Raw genomic sequence first — 16,285 nt, 5'->3', positions numbered from 1 at the left:
GGTTACTGATAATCCGGCATTACTTCAAGGCGCGCTACGCCTGAGTCGATCGCGGCCTGAGCAACGGCTCTGGCGATTCGGCTACACAGACGCGGATCCATCGGTTTTGGAATAATGTAATCCTTACCAAAGGTCAGGCTATCCACGTTACTGGCTTTTAATACGGATTCAGGTACCGGCTCTTTGGATACTGAACGCAGTGCTTCAACCGCAGCGACTTTCATTTCATCGTTAATGGCGGTAGCCCGAACATCCAGTGCACCACGGAAAATAAACGGGAAACACAATACATTATTAACCTGGTTAGGGTAGTCAGAGCGACCGGTCGCCATAATTAGATCAGAACGGGTAGCCAAGGCCACTTCCGGTTTGATTTCCGGGTCCGGGTTAGAGCAGGCAAATACCACCGGGTTTGGTGCCATCAGTTCGAGCGCTTCAGGCGGCAGTAAATCCGGGCCGGATACCCCAACAAAAATATCCGCACCGTCCATTACGTCTTCCAAAGTGCGTTTGTCGGTGTTGTTGGCAAACAGCATCTTGTGCGGCGTGAGATCGTCACGGCGAGTATGGATAACCCCTTTACGGTCGAGCATATAAATACGCTCACGCTGGGCACCACATTTGATTAGTAATTCCATACAGGCTACGGCAGCGGCGCCGGCACCCATACAAACAATTTTAGCATCACCGATTTCTTTACCCTGAATTTCCAGTGCGTTAAGCATACCGGCAGCTGTTACAATTGCGGTGCCGTGTTGGTCATCATGGAAAACCGGGATCTTACAGCGCTTGATCAGCTCCTGTTCAATCTCAAAGCATTCCGGCGCTTTAATATCTTCCAGGTTGATGCCACCAAAGGTGTCGGCGATATTGGCTACCGTATTGATGAACTCTTCGGTCGTGCGGTGTTTAACTTCAATATCAATCGAATCAAGGCCGGCGAAGCGTTTGAATAATAGCGCTTTACCTTCCATTACCGGTTTGGAGGCCAGTGGACCGAGGTTACCGAGGCCGAGAATTGCGGTACCGTTACTGATAACGGCAACCATATTACCCTTACCGGTGTAGGTATAAGCAGCGTTTGGATCTTCAGCTATTTCGCGGCAGGGTTCCGCTACGCCGGGGCTGTAAGCAAGGGCGAGATCATCAACACTTTCTGCCGGTTTGGAGAGCTCTACGCGGATCTTGCCCGGCGTAGGTTTTGCGTGGTAGTCGAGGGCACGTTGGCGAAAATCTGACATTTTTGTAAGTCCTGTAATTTTTATCTTGTAAGCCAGTCGCTAGGTTATTGTTATTATAGGCGAACTGTATCACAGCGCATGTCATATGGCATGGTATCTATCAATTGTAAAATCGATAGTACCTTACAAACTTGTTAATGCTAACTAACATAACGCGAACAGGCCCTGAACGCCACGTTGCTGAAGAAATAATCGTAATTTGTTTTACTTATGGAAAATGGTTTTACCATTACCCCAATCAATTAACATGATAGTAAAAACAGGCACAAAAAAAGCGCCGTAAAGGCGCTTTTTCTTCGAAGCTTTTTCTTCAGGACGGGGCTTATTTTTTGCCCAGTGCGCCAAAACGCTTCTTGAAGCGGTCAACACGACCACCGGTGTCAACGTTACGTTGTTTACCAGTGTAGAAAGGGTGACAAGCTGAACATACGTCCAGGCTGATGTCTTTGCCCATTGTTGAACGAACTTTGATTTCGTTACCGCAAGAACAGCTAGCAGTAATTTCTTCGTATTTAGGGTGGATATCTTGTTTCATGGGATTACCTCAAAATAAGGCCGCATCGCTAACCAACCCGAAGTTGGCCACCATACGTGACTAATTTTCACTACAAGCGACATACCGCCTGCTTTTTAGAGCGGCGCATATTAATGGATGCCGAATAATCAATCAAGTATTTTCGTGCAATACTTTGCTATCCGCATGTTAGGATAACCACTACTTAAATTCAGCCTGATAATGTGCGTTGTTCAAAATTCACTATGCCAATCATTGATGTAGCCGTTCCGGTACCACTACGACAAACCTTTAGTTACACCAGCGAGCAAAAGCTGGCGCCGGGTGTACGGGTAAGCGTGCCCTTTGGTCGCCGTCAGCTAATCGGGGTAGTGACAGCAAGTTATAACGACCCGGCGGGCGAGACGGAGTCTGAAGTTAAACTGAAAGCGGTAACCGAAGTTCTCGATGAGCAGCCGCTGTTTGATCCCACATTGCAAGCGTTAACTCAGTGGCTGGCCACTTATTATCATCATCCGATTGGTGAAGTCTGGGCGACGGTTATGCCCACCCGGTTGCGCAAAGGCGGGGCGTTGAGTGACAGCGTTCCGGCATTAACCTTAACCGAAGCCGGGCAAGCCGAAGCGCAATCGCCTACTTTACGGGGCAAAAAACAGCTCGAATGCATCGCTTTACTGGCCAAAGGGCCGTTGGCCAGTGAAGAAATCAAAACCAAATTTTCTAATGTGGTGTTAAAGGCGCTGGAAGAGAAAGCGCTGACCACTCAAACCAGTATCCGCCTGACTGAAAAGCAGGACTGGGCGTCATTTAGTCTGCAGCAAACACCGCCTGTTGCCTCTACCGAGCAGGGCGTGGCCATTGCGGCTATCAATCAGCAGGCCAGCCACTTTGTACCGTTTTTACTCGACGGTGTAACCGGTAGCGGTAAAACCGAAGTGTATTTGCAGGTAATTGAGCCGGTACTCAAACAAGGCAGACAGGTGTTGATTCTGGTGCCGGAAATAGGCCTGACACCGCAAACAGTAGGGCGCTTTGAGCGTCGCTTCGGCATTAATGTTGGCGTGTTGCACTCACAAATGACTGACCTGGCGCGGCTGAAGGTTTGGCAACAGGCGCGGCGCGGAGAACTGGGGATTATCATTGGTACCCGCTCAGCCATTTTTACGCCGCTTAAAAGACCAGGCATGATCATTGTGGACGAAGAGCACGATGAGTCTTTTAAGCAGCAGGATGGCTTGCGTTACCATGCCCGGGATCTCGCGGTAAAGCGAGCCCATACCGAAAACGTACCCTTGATTCTGGGCAGTGCTACACCGTCGCTGGAAAGCCTGAATAACGCGCTGAATAAACGCTATACCCATTTAACCTTAAGTCAGCGGGCCGGCGGAGCCAGTCACACCCAGTTAAAGGTACTCGATTCACGTGATCAGCCGCTCCATGCCGGAATAGCTCAGGGCCTGATAAGCATTATGCGCAGCCATCTGCAACAGGGTAATCAGGTGTTAGTGTTTTTAAACCGTCGCGGCTTTGCTCCGGCAGTGCTGTGTCATCATTGCGGCCAAACGGTGGATTGCAAAAGTTGCGAGCGGCCGTTTACCTACCATAAGTCCCAGGGCCGGTTGCAGTGCCATCATTGTGGTGCGAGCCGGAGAATGCCCGAGCAGTGCAGTGAGTGCCACAGCTACGATCTGCAAACCTCTGGCATTGGTACCGAACAGCTCGAACAGGGGCTGGGGCAGCTATTCCCGGATATAAAGCAGGTCAGAATCGACAGTGATGCGGTAAAAGGCAAAGACAAGCTCATCACCCGTCTCGATGAAATCAATGCGCGCAAATATCAGTTGCTGGTGGGCACGCAAATTCTGTCGAAGGGGCATCATTTTCCTCATGTAACCTTAGTAGTGGTGCTCGACTGTGACGGCGCGTTATTCTCGGCCGACTTTCGGGCGGCGGAAAAGCTCGCGCAGTTGATTACGCAGCTGGCTGGTCGCGCCGGTCGCGCCAGTAAACCGGGCGAAATGTGGCTGCAAACCGATAACCCCGGCCACCCACTTTTGCAGGATCTCATTAATAACGGCTTTGCGCACTTTGCTCGTCAGGCATTGCAGGAACGCAAGCTGGGCGCTCTGCCGCCGTATAGCAGTCAGGCCATTTTCCGCGCCGAAGCCGGCGAAGCAGGGCTCGCTGCCAACCTGTTACAACAAATACGCGATTGCTATCGCCCCAGTGTGAATGCCGCCAAAGGGCAGTTTATCGGGCCGTTGCCGTGTTTGATTGAGAAGCGTCAGGGGCGTTTTCGCTATATGCTGGTATTGCAGAGTCAGCAGCGTGCTGCGCTACATAGCTGGCTAAAACATCACTTGCAGGAGGTAGAAGCGTTGCCTCTGGCAAGCAAGGTACGCTGGAGTCTGGATATTGACCCGGTCGATCTGAGTTAAGTGTGGTTACTGGTAAACTTTCAGCGTTAACCACACTTTAAAGCAGCATTTTTGCCAAAGAGCAGGTACACTGCCTGCAGATAATAATAATCATCCACACAGGGAAATCGAAACAGCATTATGTCTCAACGCGATTACGTTTCTCGTGGACGTGCGCCACAAAAGAAAAATACCAAGAAAACAAAAAACAAAAAAACTGCCAGACGAGGTCGCAACCAGCAGGAGCCACAGGTAACTGTACCCTGGGTAACTGTGGCCGTTGTGGTGGCTTTGTTACTGGGCTTTGCCTGGTTCTTGTGGTCAATTAAAGATAATGCCGATCCGGATACCGCTCAACCGCTTACGGTAGAGCCTGCGCCTATCGAAGATGAACTACCCGAACTGCCCGAGGAAGAATGGGAATACATTAAGTCACTGCCGGGTTACGAGGTAGAAGTTGAAGTCGCCGAGCAGGAAAAATCCGACAAGCGTTACCTGATGCAGTGTGCCTCGTTCAGAACCCGGGCCCAGGCCGATGAAATGCGCGCTAAAATTGCGTTTCAGGGGCTGGAAGCGCAGATCCGGCACAGCGATGGCGCCAACGGCGAGTGGTTCCGTGTGATCCTTGGCCCCTTTGACGCCAAGCGCGACGCTGAGCGTGCCAAACACGCACTACGCAAAGTGAATATCACCACCTGTCAGATTTGGTTCTGGAATTTGTAAATAATCGGAAGCCGGAAGTCGCCGGCTTTTTTATTGGCCGCTGCAAACGCCAGCGTATATTCATCTTTTAAGTCTTGAAAAATCGTCAGGCTCCCCCACCTACTACTCATTGTCAACGCACAGACCGCCCGGCGGAATGCTGTGCCAAACCACTACAGTGGAGTAAACGTGACTACAATAGTATCAGTCAGACGAGATAATCAGGTTGTCATGGCCGGTGATGGCCAGGTGTCATTGGGTAATACCGTAATGAAAGGCAATGCCCGTAAAGTACGCCGCCTGTATCAAAATAAAGTATTAGCCGGTTTTGCCGGTGGTACCGCCGATGCGTTTACCTTGTTTGAACGCTTTGAAGCCAAACTGGAACTGCACCAGGGTCACCTGACCAAAGCGGCAGTAGAGCTGGCGAAAGACTGGCGTACCGACCGCATGCTGCGGCGTCTGGAGGCCTTGCTGGCTGTCGCCGATGAAACCGCTTCGTTCATTATTACCGGTAACGGCGATGTGGTGCAGCCAGAGCAGGATCTGATTGCCATCGGTTCGGGTGGTAACTATGCCCAGGCAGCGGCGACAGCGTTATTGAATAATACGCAGTTAACGGCACACGAAATTGCCACCCAAAGCTTATCGATTGCCGGCGACATTTGTGTGTTCACCAACCATAATCAAACGGTTGAAGTACTCGATTACTAAATGAATTGTGTTGGCAGTGGCCTGAAGGCGGCTGCCATACTGACTACCGTCAGTTTTACATAAGGGTTAATTATGTCTGAAATGACACCAAGAGAAATTGTCCACGAACTGGACCGCCATATTATCGGTCAGCAAAGCGCTAAGCGCGCAGTCGCCATTGCGCTGCGTAACCGCTGGCGACGTATGCAGTTAGCGCCAGAACTGCGCCAGGAAGTCACCCCGAAAAACATTTTAATGATTGGTCCAACGGGTGTAGGTAAAACCGAAATTGCCCGCCGTCTGGCCAAGCTGGCGAATGCGCCGTTTATTAAGGTAGAGGCAACAAAATTTACTGAAGTAGGTTATGTAGGTAAGGAAGTCGAAACCATCATTCGCGACCTGGCAGACATTGCGGTAAAAATGACCAAAGAGCAGGAAATGGCAAAGGTGCGCTATCGCGCTGAGGAAGCTGCCGAAGAGCGTATTCTGGATATCCTCATCCCGCCTGCCGAAAATGCCTGGGGTGAAAAAGAGCGCTCGGAAGATCGCGGTACCCGCCAGTCTTTCCGCAAAAAACTGCGTGAAGGCAGTCTGGATGACAAAGAAATCGAAATCGACGTTGCCCAGCAGCAAATTGGTGTAGAAATTATGGCCCCGCCGGGCATGGAAGAAATGACCAACCAACTGCAAGGCATGTTTGAAAATCTGTCATCTTCTGGTTCGCAGAAGAAGAAAAAGAAATTGCGCATCAAAGATGCCATGAAAGTGCTGATTGAAGAAGAAGCCGCACGGTTGGTAAACAAAGAAGATCTTAAGGAAAAAGCCCTCGAAGCGGTGGAGCAACACGGCATCGTATTTGTGGACGAAATCGATAAGATCTGTAAGCGTGAAGGCGCTAATTCAGCTGATGTTTCCCGCGAAGGTGTGCAACGTGACCTGCTGCCACTGGTAGAAGGCTCAACGGTGTCAACCAAGCACGGTATGATCAAAACCGACCATATTCTGTTTGTGGCATCCGGTGCCTTCCAGATGAGCAAGCCGTCGGATCTGATCCCTGAATTACAGGGCCGTTTGCCTATCCGTGTTGAGCTTTCAGCGCTAAAAGTGGAAGACTTTAAACGTATTCTTACCGAGCCGAATGCATCGCTTACCGAGCAGTACATTGAGCTGATGAAAACCGAAGGCGTAACCGTTGAGTTTGCCGAAAGTGGTATTCAGCGAATTGCCGAAGCGGCCTGGCAGGTTAACGAGAAAACCGAAAACATCGGAGCCCGTCGCCTGCATACGGTGCTTGAACGTTTGATGGAAGATATTTCTTACGACGCGTCTGAAAAACAGGGCGAGACCTACATCATTGATGCCGATTACGTCAATGAGCACCTTGAGAGCCTGGTGGATAACGAAGACCTAAGCCGCTTTATCCTCTAAGCCCAACCATACAAACCGGCCGGTACGTCTGTACCGGCCAGGCTTTACTTGCCACATTCCACTTACACCGTTGGTATTTGCGTGTACAAGGTTCTGAAATTTCCCCCCACTTAGGTTACATCTTGAAGTGACTAACAGAAAGCAATATCGCATCTGGCAGCACATTGTTTTTAGCAAACAATGGCAAGGCGTATAAGCCTGGCAAACTCTCAGAAATGGTCGGTCGATACGTTAAGCTCAGTGGTATGAAGCGCGGTGGTGCATGTCATTTGTTTCGGCATGCGACAGCAACCATTATGCTGGATCACGGCGTGGAGCTTCGGCATGTGCAGGAGATGCTCGGCCATGCTGACATTTCTACGACACAATTATATACGCATGTGTCTCGCATCAAGCTTGGTGAGGTGTACAACAAAAGTCATCCCTCAGCTTTGAGTAATGAGTGTTTATATTAATCAGTACTAGCAATGGTAATGCAAATGCATTACTATTGCTGTGTGTACTCAATTGAGGATAGCAACATGCCGCAATTACCATTACAAACTGAATCAACTTTGACGGAGCGATATCAAACGACCGTGCCTAGCGTTGTGCGCAAAGCACTGCATTTGGGTAAAAAAGATAAAATCAGGTTTACGGTGGAGCCTAACGGTAGTGTGACGTTATCGCGTGCCGAGCCTTCTGAAGATGATCCTGCGTTAGATTCATTTTTGGCTTTTTTAGGCAACGATATTGAACAACACCCAGAGAATATTCAAGCGCTAAGTCCTGCTATGCAAGCGTCTATTCAATCGTTGGTAGAGGGGGTTGAAATCGATTTGAACGCGCCACTAGATGAAGACGACGACTGATTTTGGCGGATAGTAGTTTTGTTGTAAAAAATGGTTGGACGCTATATGCCCATCCTTTGTTTATAGAGCAGTTAGCATCGTTGACTGCTCAAGTTAACGCTTTTAAAGCACGAGACCCTATCGGCTACAAAAAGAAAAACGCGACCAAGCGATTAGCAGCAATAGAGAAGCTAATATTCGAAATCATTCCGAATGATCCTACAGCGACTGAATATCGCCAAGGTTCAACATTAGGTGACAACAACAAACACTGGTTCAGAGCAAAATTCTTCCAACAATATCGACTCTTTTTTCGCTATCATCAAGCATCTAAAGTTATCGTTTATGCGTGGGTTAACGATGAAAAAACCAAACGCGCATATGAAAGCAAAAACGATGCATATAAAGTATTTGCTAAACTGCTAGCTTCGGGCAATCCACCTGATAGTTGGGACGCTCTTTTAAAAATGGCTTCTGCTATAACATCAGATAAATAATCGTCTTTGAACTGCTCAGAATTAGCGGATCATACAATCGATTACTGTACTACAAAGCACGGATTTATCATCCAAAGCTAGGGCGATTCCTGCAAACTGACCCTGTGGGTTATGAAGACCAGATGAATCTTTATGCTTATGTGGGCAATGATCCGGTTGATATGACTGATCCTACAGGTAAATGTATGACTGATTCTAGTGGAAAGCAGACAAGTGGCATCTGTCCTGTATCGGGCGATAGCAATGCAGCGGCGTTAGTCCAGGATAGGTTATCTGATCCAAACAGCATTGCTGGGCAGGTAGAGAAACAATTGAATGACAACGGGTCTATCACATTTGTGGACACGACTGTTGTTAGCTCTGCAACCAGCTCTGTCATGACACTTTGATGGATGAGTACATGGCATATCTCAATGTTTACCGCAAACCGCTTGATGGGTGCAACCGCTGTGTGCAGCCAATAAATACGATTTGATATTGTGCGTTAAAACTTTATCAAAAAGATGTTCAATCGTGGCCTGTTAACTGCTGACAAGCTTAGTAGCATCGACTTACCCACGGTTGGCAGACCATTACCCAAGGCGAATTTTACTGCCGAGGAGGTCGAGCAAATCCTTGAGCAGCCTTTGTTATATGGCTTTAAGGGTATGCGAGACCGTGTGATACTTGAAACGCTGTTTGCCACAGGTATTCATAGAATAGAACTGTTGCATCTCGATATTGAGGATGTGGATTTTAATCAGCAATTGATTAGGGTAAGAAAAGGCAAAGGTAATCGGGAGAACATTTTGCCAGTGAGTGATAGAGCAGTCGAATGGCTAGTGTTCTATCTGACCAAACTTCGCCTCAAACTGGCAACCTTACACTCGGGCAGTGCGCTGTTTCTAAACGATAAGGGAGCGCGATACCGTGCTTGCGCGTTATCTGATATGGCCTCGCGGTATGTTCGGTTTGCAGGGTTTAAGCGGTCGGGCTCTTGTCACCTGTTTCGCCATGCAACAGCCACTATCATGCTGGATAACGGCGCTGACATTCGGCATGTGCAAGAAATGCTGGTCCATGCTGACATTGCCAGCACACAAATCTACACCTTTGTTTCTCGCTCTAAGCTTCGCGATGTGTACAACAAGACACATCCGTCCGCATTAAGCGATAAGAGGTTGTTCAGGTAGGGCATAATGGCTATTTCTTGCATGTTGAGGTAAAATCGTAGCAACACTGGAGGGTATATGAAAAACACCGTTGCAAAGACTGGCAATAGCCAAAAAGGTCGGTTTACCCCGAATATGGATAACTTCGAAGTAAGCCTGAGCTATGAAGGGCTTGCGCTCAAAAAAAGTAATGAGCGAAAAAGCATTACCAATTTAAAACGGAAGTATGCTCGATAAGTACGGGGTAACACAGGATAGATACTGTTACCCCGATGCTGACGTTCTTATCAATCACCTTGATATACGCGACGCGGTGTTATTAGCAGAAGCCGAAGCTGAGTTCACCGCTGAGCGTTACAGAACATACGAAGCCCCCAAGCTAACAATAGCTGATTTTACGCTGGAGCATCTAAAACAGCTCCACTATCACCTATTCCAGGATGTCTATGATTGGGCAGGTCAGTTAAGAGATGTTGATATTTCGAAAGGCGGCACGCGGTTCTGTACATGGTCACGTATTGAGCCAGAAGCCAATAAGCTATTCAACACTATCCCAACTCTTGCGCATGTAGAAACTGAAGAAGCTTTAATATCAAAAGTGGCTGATGTATTTTGTGAGATAAACTTACTCCACCCATTCAGAGAAGGAAATGGCCGAATTCAGCGCTTCTTCTTCGAGGAAATGCTATTCACCTTGGGTTATGATGTGTCATGGCCTCGAATACCCCAGCAAGACTGGATAGATGCCAATATAGCAGGGGTAAATTTAGACTTGTCTCTTCTTGAGGCAATATTTGCTCAGGCAATCTCATCCGATAGCGAATAAGAAAAAGGTGCTTGTATAGATGACAGGCATGAAACACGAATTAATTTAACCCAGCTAGATTTATCCAGCATTGCCACATAGAATCAACGATGGATATCGCTTACGAGGAAGTAAGCTGCTCTTTTAAAACCTGCTGGGATGCACCCCTCCTAAATATCAAAGCCTTTCTGAAAGATAACAGCATGGCTTGTGAATCCGATGATTACTTTATATGCAGGCACGATACTATGATCCAGTTATCGGGCGGTTTTATTCGAATGATCCAATAGACTCAATAACTTATTTTGGTACTGAAAACGGAATTCCTACATAAGTCAAAATAGAAAATTGAATCCAACTCAATTACGTCGAACTTGCGGGACTTAGTTTTAGATATTCATAGGCTCTAATTGTCTAAAGTGTTTAACTGCCACAATACTATCCTGTAACGCCAAACATACAAACCGGCCGGTACGTCTGTACCGGCCAGGCTTACTTGCCACATCCCCACTCACACCGTAGGGATTTGCGTATACAAGGTTCTGAAATAGCGGGCCATTAATGCTGCCCGGTTACGAATTTCCAGCTTGCGGTAAATATTAGCGCAGTGAAATTTCACCGTTCGCTCACTGATAAACAATTGCGAGGCAATGGTTTTGTTCGGTAAGCCTTCGATAATTTTATGCGCCACCTGAAGTTCACGTTTAGACAACTGTTCCAAATGTTCAGGGTTTAATAACTCTTGATCAAACATGATGATCTCCTTGTTGAGTGGGGGTTGGTAAATCAGGCGTATAATTGATGGCTACTTCCGTCAGCTGGCCGCCTGCCAGGTGATACCGCTGATGGGCCATTTGAATGGTTTCGCGCCGATGGGCAATAACCACCCGGGTCATGGGTAATCGGGAAAGATGTTGATTAATAAGCTTTTCACTGTTGGCATCAAGATGGCTGCTGGCCTCGTCGAGTAGCAGCAGAGCCGGACGCTGATACAAGGCCCGGGCGAGAAATAAACGCTGGCGCTGGCCGCCACTAAAATTGCTGCCACCTTCCTGGAGCAGCGTGTAATACTGCATAGGCAGCCTGGTGATGGTGTCGTGCAGATTGGCCAGTTGGCAGCACTCTATTAACCGTGGCATGTCGATATGTTGCTGAAAACCACTGACATTGTCGATAACGGTGCCGGAAAGACACACATCATCCTGCATTACGGCACTGATCCGCTGGGCTGGATCGCGGCTGTTGAGCGGCTTATCGTCAATCAAGATCTGCCCCGACGTGGCTGGAAGTAAGCCGGTAAGGCATTTAGCCAGGCTGGACTTTCCGTTGCCGCTAACGCCGGTGATTACTACCATTTGGCCCGGTAACACTTCAAGGTTTAGCCCTTCGAAAAGCGGCGGTTGACCCTGATAGGCAAAGCTTAAATCCTCGATAGTTAGTTTGTGCGCCACAGGTACATGGGCTGGCGCACTGCAAGAAACAGGAGCCAGTGAGGCAAAGTCTACGGGCGTTTGGACAATATCCGCCAGCCTGTCGAGGTGCACGCGCAATAAACGCCACTGAAGTAATTGTTCGAGTAATCCGTTGATAGCTGAATTAAAGCGGTTCTTGTAGCTGGTAAATGCGTACAGCATGCCAACGGTAAAAGCCTGCTCCATCACCAGCGTGGCAGCCAGATAGACGACCAGTAGGTTTTCAATTCCAAACAGCAGTAGGTGTACGATACTAAAACCCATTTCCCAGCGGCGTAAGCGAATATCACGGTTCAGGGTATCGGTAAGTAAATGCTGCCAGCCATGTAACCGGAACGACTCGAGCTTAAGCATTCTGATTGACTGAATGCCCCTCAGCGTTTCTATAAAGTGGCTGTTTTCCTTCGCGGCACAGGCAATTCTTTCTTGTTGTAAGCGCTGCACCGGGCCTAGCAAAATTAACCGTAGGGCAAGAAATAACCCCGCAATGCCTACTACCACCAGCATTAGTTTCAGGCTGTATAACGCCATTAAAATCAGTGTGCACAGCATGATTAGCGTGTCTAAAATGAGCGCGACAATACCCTGACTGATAAAGCGTCTGACTTCCTGCAAGCTACCAAAACGAGCCACCATGTCACCGATATGGCGCTGGGAAAAGTAACTGAATGGCAGCCGGATCAAATGAGTAAAGACATTTACCGAGAGTTGCTGGGCGAGGTGCCCAGACATAGCAATGCCGGCAGTCTGGCGGGTAAGATTGGTGATCGCTTCCACAACAATTAGCAGAAAGAAGCCGAGAAACAGCACATTGAGCAGCGAAGCATCGTTATTGACTATCACTGAGTCGATAACCAGTTGCATATAATAGGGCGATGCCAGCGCAAAACATTGCAGCAGCAAAGACAAAATAAACAACACCAGTAAGGAGCGCTTGATACCTACGATACGCTGCCATAACTGGCTGAGCTTTAATGGCTGGCGCAGGTTTTGAGGCGTGAAGTCACTGCCAGGCTGAAGCTCCAGTGCAATACCGGTAAAGGCATCACTAACCTGTTGCCAGCTAAGACGGCGTTTGCCACATGCCGGGTCCTGAATCTCAATACCCTTCGCTGAAACTTTGGTTAACACAACAAAGTGCTGCATGTTCCAGTGCAAAATGCAGGGGAGCTGTAGCTCGTTCATATTCTCTGGCTCAAGCTTTAGCGCCCGGCTATTGAGGTTGAGTGAGTGAGCGAAATCAATCAGCTGTTTAAGGTTAGCACCCTGCTGGCTGAAGGCGCGTAAGCTGCGTAGCCTGGCCAGGTCTATATTGAGCCCGTGATAGCCGGCTACCATGGCGATACAGGCCAGTCCGCATTCGGCGTTTTCGGCTTGCAATATCTGCGGCGTCGAACGGCGCCAGCCGAGCTGCAAGGGTAGTTTGAACAGTGTGACGGTGCTCACAACACACCTCCATGCAGTTCATAGAGTGGTTCAAATAACCATTGCATCAGGTTGCGCTCGCGAATGGCTATTTCTGCGGCAAAGGTCATGCCGGCTCGCAGGGCAATGCGTTGATTAAAATATTCAATGCTGGTGGCTTGCAGGGTTGCCTTGGCCAGGTACACCGGGGTGTTTATTGCCAATGGTTTTTGCGCTACTTCCTGTGGCAGTAGCAAGTGAGCAGATACCGAATCGATGGTGGCTTTATAGGTGCCAAACTGGGTATGCGGAAAGGCATCGTAGCGTAAACTGATGGATTGGCCTGGGGATATCTGGCCCGCCGCGGCGACCGGGATTAACAATTGTGCAGAGACCTCGGCGTTAAATGGCATCAGCGAAAGCAGAGGCACATTGCTCTGGGCGAACTGGCCTGGCTTTGCATTGAGGTTGGTTACCCGGCCGTTTGTGGACGCGGTAATAATGACTTCCTGCTGACTGTACTGCTGATCGAGACTTTTTTGCAGTTCACTGATTTGGTTTTCAATACTCAGCAACTGTAACTGATGGGCGTGTTCCGCTTCGCTAAGGGCAAACTGGTTGTCTTCAATGGCTTGTAAGGTGGCTATCCATTCGCGCTCAAGATTCTGACGCTGATAGGTTTCGTCGATTCGCTGCGTCTTTAAGGTTTGTAATTGCTGGCGGCTGGAAAATCCCTGATGGGTGAGTTCGGTGAACGACTGAATTTGCTTATCCAGTAAGGCCATTTTGTCATCCAGCAACATGCGCATGGCGGCGAGGCGTGAGCGATCCTCAGTGAGTCGTTGGGCCGTTTTAGTCAGGCGTTGCTGTTGGGTTGTGAAACCTTTCTGGGTAAGCCTGTACTGGCTTTGCAGACGCTCAATCTGCGTGTCGAGCTCCTGAATCAGAGCGTCGTTGATACTCTGGCCGTTATGTAAAATTGCGTCCCGGGTCAGCCTGATAAGTGGAGTGCCTTTTTGCACCTGCGTGTTTTCGCTAACCAGCACTTCGCTAACAATAGCGCCTGATGCCGGTCCGTAAACCGGGGTAATACCGCGGGCGGGTTCCAGCCAGCCTGTTACGGTTTGGGTATAAGTGTAGCGTCCCGCCAACAGCCAGCTTATAACACCAATTAACCAGCTACACAGCAGCACGGTAATCATAAGAGTGGGTAGTCTTGGCCTGAGTAATATTGCTCTATCGATTTTTTGCTGCTGTGAAACGACGGCCTGGTGGCGAAATAATGTTTGGCTTTGCATGGCGTCCATTCCTGCTGTGGGTTGATGATTCAACCTTATGCCTGAGAGCCCTGGTTCACGGTGAAGGTCAGGCCTGGTGCGCTTATTGAGGGGACGATCGCTGACTGATGTCTCAAAATGCAGGTGTATGTCTCATTTGTGTAAGCCGTTGAAACACTGGTCTGACAGTTGTTGCAGGTCAAAGGTATGCTGACGGCGGCTTTCCTAATGCAGATTGTTAATATATTGTGGTTAGCAAAGAAAGCTCTACACTTGATGTATGTTTTGCCAAGGAAGCCGTAGTTATGTTTATACCCAGTATTTTGCTCCGTCAGTTGTACACCCATGGGAGCCTGACGCAAACTGAAGATGGTTTGCAGTTTATGCTTAAAAACCGGCTCAAAGATGCCGTGCTCAAACAGGTAGACAGTATTGCCATAAACGGGGAAGTTATTGCGCCTGAAAATGTCACGCTGCAGGTTGGCCCTGAGCAAATTATGTCGATGACAGAGCTGAATGAAAGCGGTGAAGTACCTTTTGAGCTTAAGCAGGCCATTACGGTTTACTTAAATAAAACCCTGCCAGTGAGTCCGGAAAAACATACTATCGAACTGGTGTTCCGGGCCTCACCTTTCGGCAAACTGAAATTCAGCGTTGAAGATAACGTATCGGCGCCGAATCTGGCTGAAGGGCATATTCCCCGCGATCCGCATGATGATTACTCGCCGGGGATTATCGAAAAACGCCAGAAGTTCTTTGAAAACTTCTCCGGCGCTAATATTCACCATGTTGGCCAGTACTCCATTGATCCCAATACCCTGCGCGGCAATATCGAGCACTTCATTGGTGTGGCGCAGGTGCCAGTTGGCGTGGCGGGGCCGGTCACTATCGACGGCGAGCATGCCAAAGGCGATTTTCTGATCCCAATGGCCACTACCGAAGGTACCCTGGTTGCTTCTTATAATCGCGGTATGAAACTGCTTAATATGAGTGGCGGGATCAAATCCACCGTGGTGGATGATGCCATGCAGCGCGCGCCGGTATTTGTGTTTTCTGATGCTCGCGGCGCGCGGGATTTCGTAGCCTGGGTAAACGAGAATATCGATAAAATCCGCGAGGAAGCAGAAGCCACCTCATCCATTGCCAAGCTCATTTATATTGACAGTTTCCTGTCTACCAAGTTTGCCTTTTTGCGCTTCAATTACCGTACCGGCGATGCAGCAGGGCAGAACATGGTGGGGCGCGCTACATTTGCTGCCTGTGGCTGGATCCTCGATCACTATGAAGGCATCGAAAACTTTTATCTGGAGTCCAACTTCGCCACCGATAAAAAAGCCTCGCAAATTAATATCATGCGTACCCGGGGTAAACGGGTGATTGCCGAAGCGACCATTAAGCGCGAGCATTTGTTGTCGGTAATGCGGGTGGATCCTAAACAGATTGATTATCACGGCCGGGTAGCGGGCGTCGGCTCCTTCTTGTCGGGCGTCAATAATACTGGCTTACACTCGCCTAATGGCATTACCGCGATGTTTATTGCTACCGGGCAGGACGTGGCCAACGTGTCGGAGTCCTCCGCTGGTATCATGTATTCTGAGCTGACCGAGGAAGGCGATTTATATATCTCCCTGACTATTCCGTCGCTCATTGTGGCGACTTATGGTGGCGGTACCGGTATTGGTACTCAGCGTGAGTGTCTGGAACTATTGGGTTGTTATGGCCGGGGTAATGTGTATAAGTTTGCCGAAATCGTTGGCGCGGTGGCGCTGGCGGGTGAAATTTCACTTGCCTCGGCCATCTCCAGTTCCGACTGGGTGTCTTCCCATGAACAGTATGGCCGTAACCGGTAATATA

General features: G+C 48.9%; 18 protein-coding genes. 13 read left to right on the top strand and 5 right to left on the bottom strand.

What is annotated here, in order from left to right:
* Nucleotides 1-2 precede the first annotated feature (2 nt).
* Entirely contained in the window at nt 3-1,241 is a 1,239-nt protein-coding gene (locus tag AC566Q_RS20750) for a malic enzyme-like NAD(P)-binding protein (RefSeq protein WP_499610299.1), read from the bottom strand.
* A gap of 322 nt (nt 1,242-1,563) precedes the next feature.
* The gene (rpmE, locus tag AC566Q_RS20745; protein WP_105932834.1) at nt 1,564-1,776 is read right to left on the bottom strand and encodes a 50S ribosomal protein L31; all 213 of its coding nucleotides are present in this window, start codon (nt 1,774-1,776) and stop codon (nt 1,564-1,566) included.
* A gap of 224 nt (nt 1,777-2,000) precedes the next feature.
* Between rpmE and priA the strand changes: the two genes are divergently transcribed.
* The 12 genes from priA to AC566Q_RS20685 all read left to right on the top strand — a co-directional run bounded on the left by priA (nt 2,001) and on the right by AC566Q_RS20685 (nt 10,612).
* Nucleotides 2,001-4,193, top strand: coding sequence for a primosomal protein N' (priA, locus tag AC566Q_RS20740; protein WP_499610296.1), 2,193 nt, complete (start codon nt 2,001-2,003; stop codon nt 4,191-4,193).
* Between the two features lie 120 nt (nt 4,194-4,313).
* A complete protein-coding gene (locus tag AC566Q_RS20735; protein ID WP_499610293.1) occupies nt 4,314-4,895 on the top strand; it encodes an SPOR domain-containing protein in 582 nt (193 codons plus the stop codon).
* Between the two features lie 168 nt (nt 4,896-5,063).
* Nucleotides 5,064-5,588, top strand: coding sequence for an ATP-dependent protease subunit HslV (gene hslV / locus AC566Q_RS20730; protein ID WP_123323762.1), 525 nt, complete (start codon nt 5,064-5,066; stop codon nt 5,586-5,588).
* Nucleotides 5,589-5,660: 72 nt separating this feature from the next.
* Nucleotides 5,661-6,995, top strand: a complete 1,335-nt coding sequence (gene hslU / locus AC566Q_RS20725; RefSeq protein WP_499610290.1) for an ATP-dependent protease ATPase subunit HslU — start codon at nt 5,661-5,663, stop codon at nt 6,993-6,995.
* 146 nt (nt 6,996-7,141) lie between these two features.
* Nucleotides 7,142-7,450: a tyrosine-type recombinase/integrase gene (locus AC566Q_RS20720; protein ID WP_499617574.1), complete on the top strand. Its 309-nt coding sequence runs from the start codon at nt 7,142-7,144 to the stop codon at nt 7,448-7,450.
* Between the two features lie 66 nt (nt 7,451-7,516).
* On the top strand, nt 7,517-7,846 hold the full coding sequence (locus AC566Q_RS20715) for a type II toxin-antitoxin system PrlF family antitoxin (RefSeq protein WP_499610287.1): 330 nt from the start codon (nt 7,517-7,519) through the stop codon (nt 7,844-7,846).
* 2 nt (nt 7,847-7,848) lie between these two features.
* The gene (locus tag AC566Q_RS20710) at nt 7,849-8,322 is read left to right on the top strand and encodes a type II toxin-antitoxin system YhaV family toxin (protein ID WP_499610284.1); all 474 of its coding nucleotides are present in this window, start codon (nt 7,849-7,851) and stop codon (nt 8,320-8,322) included.
* On the top strand, nt 8,319-8,711 hold the full coding sequence (locus tag AC566Q_RS20705) for an RHS repeat-associated core domain-containing protein (RefSeq protein ID WP_499617572.1): 393 nt from the start codon (nt 8,319-8,321) through the stop codon (nt 8,709-8,711). Before AC566Q_RS20710 ends, AC566Q_RS20705 begins: the two co-directional genes overlap by 4 nt.
* Nucleotides 8,712-8,825: 114 nt before the next feature.
* Nucleotides 8,826-9,494, top strand: coding sequence for a tyrosine-type recombinase/integrase (locus AC566Q_RS20700; protein ID WP_499610281.1), 669 nt, complete (start codon nt 8,826-8,828; stop codon nt 9,492-9,494).
* 57 nt (nt 9,495-9,551) lie between these two features.
* The gene (locus AC566Q_RS20695) at nt 9,552-9,710 is read left to right on the top strand and encodes a hypothetical protein (protein WP_499610279.1); all 159 of its coding nucleotides are present in this window, start codon (nt 9,552-9,554) and stop codon (nt 9,708-9,710) included.
* The gene (locus AC566Q_RS20690; protein ID WP_499610276.1) at nt 9,700-10,299 is read left to right on the top strand and encodes a Fic/DOC family protein; all 600 of its coding nucleotides are present in this window, start codon (nt 9,700-9,702) and stop codon (nt 10,297-10,299) included. Before AC566Q_RS20695 ends, AC566Q_RS20690 begins: the two co-directional genes overlap by 11 nt.
* A gap of 211 nt (nt 10,300-10,510) precedes the next feature.
* Nucleotides 10,511-10,612 carry a hypothetical protein gene (locus AC566Q_RS20685; protein WP_499610273.1) on the top strand — a complete coding sequence of 34 codons (102 nt, stop codon included), beginning with the start codon at nt 10,511-10,513 and terminating at the stop codon, nt 10,610-10,612.
* Between the two features lie 177 nt (nt 10,613-10,789).
* Here AC566Q_RS20685 and AC566Q_RS20680 read toward each other — a convergent pair whose 3' ends face one another.
* Genes AC566Q_RS20680 through AC566Q_RS20670 form a run of 3 tightly spaced genes read right to left on the bottom strand, consistent with a single transcriptional unit; the run spans nt 10,790 to nt 14,452 of the window.
* Nucleotides 10,790-11,032 (bottom strand): helix-turn-helix domain-containing protein, encoded by a 243-nt coding sequence (locus AC566Q_RS20680; protein ID WP_105932826.1) that lies wholly within the window; start codon nt 11,030-11,032, stop codon nt 10,790-10,792.
* Complete coding sequence (locus AC566Q_RS20675) at nt 11,025-13,196, bottom strand: peptidase domain-containing ABC transporter (RefSeq protein ID WP_499610270.1); 2,172 nt, start codon at nt 13,194-13,196, stop codon at nt 11,025-11,027. The genes AC566Q_RS20680 and AC566Q_RS20675 overlap by 8 nt, the downstream gene beginning before the upstream one ends.
* The gene (locus AC566Q_RS20670; RefSeq protein ID WP_499610268.1) at nt 13,193-14,452 is read right to left on the bottom strand and encodes an HlyD family secretion protein; all 1,260 of its coding nucleotides are present in this window, start codon (nt 14,450-14,452) and stop codon (nt 13,193-13,195) included. Before AC566Q_RS20670 ends, AC566Q_RS20675 begins: the two co-directional genes overlap by 4 nt.
* 284 nt (nt 14,453-14,736) lie before the next feature.
* On the opposite strand from AC566Q_RS20670, the gene AC566Q_RS20665 reads away from it, so the two are divergent.
* Nucleotides 14,737-16,281, top strand: a complete 1,545-nt coding sequence (locus AC566Q_RS20665) for a hydroxymethylglutaryl-CoA reductase (protein WP_499610266.1) — start codon at nt 14,737-14,739, stop codon at nt 16,279-16,281.
* Nucleotides 16,282-16,285: the final 4 nt, after the last annotated feature.

This window comes from Alteromonas sp. H02, from assembly GCF_059682525.1.
This window is presented reverse-complemented; position numbering and strand designations above follow the sequence as displayed.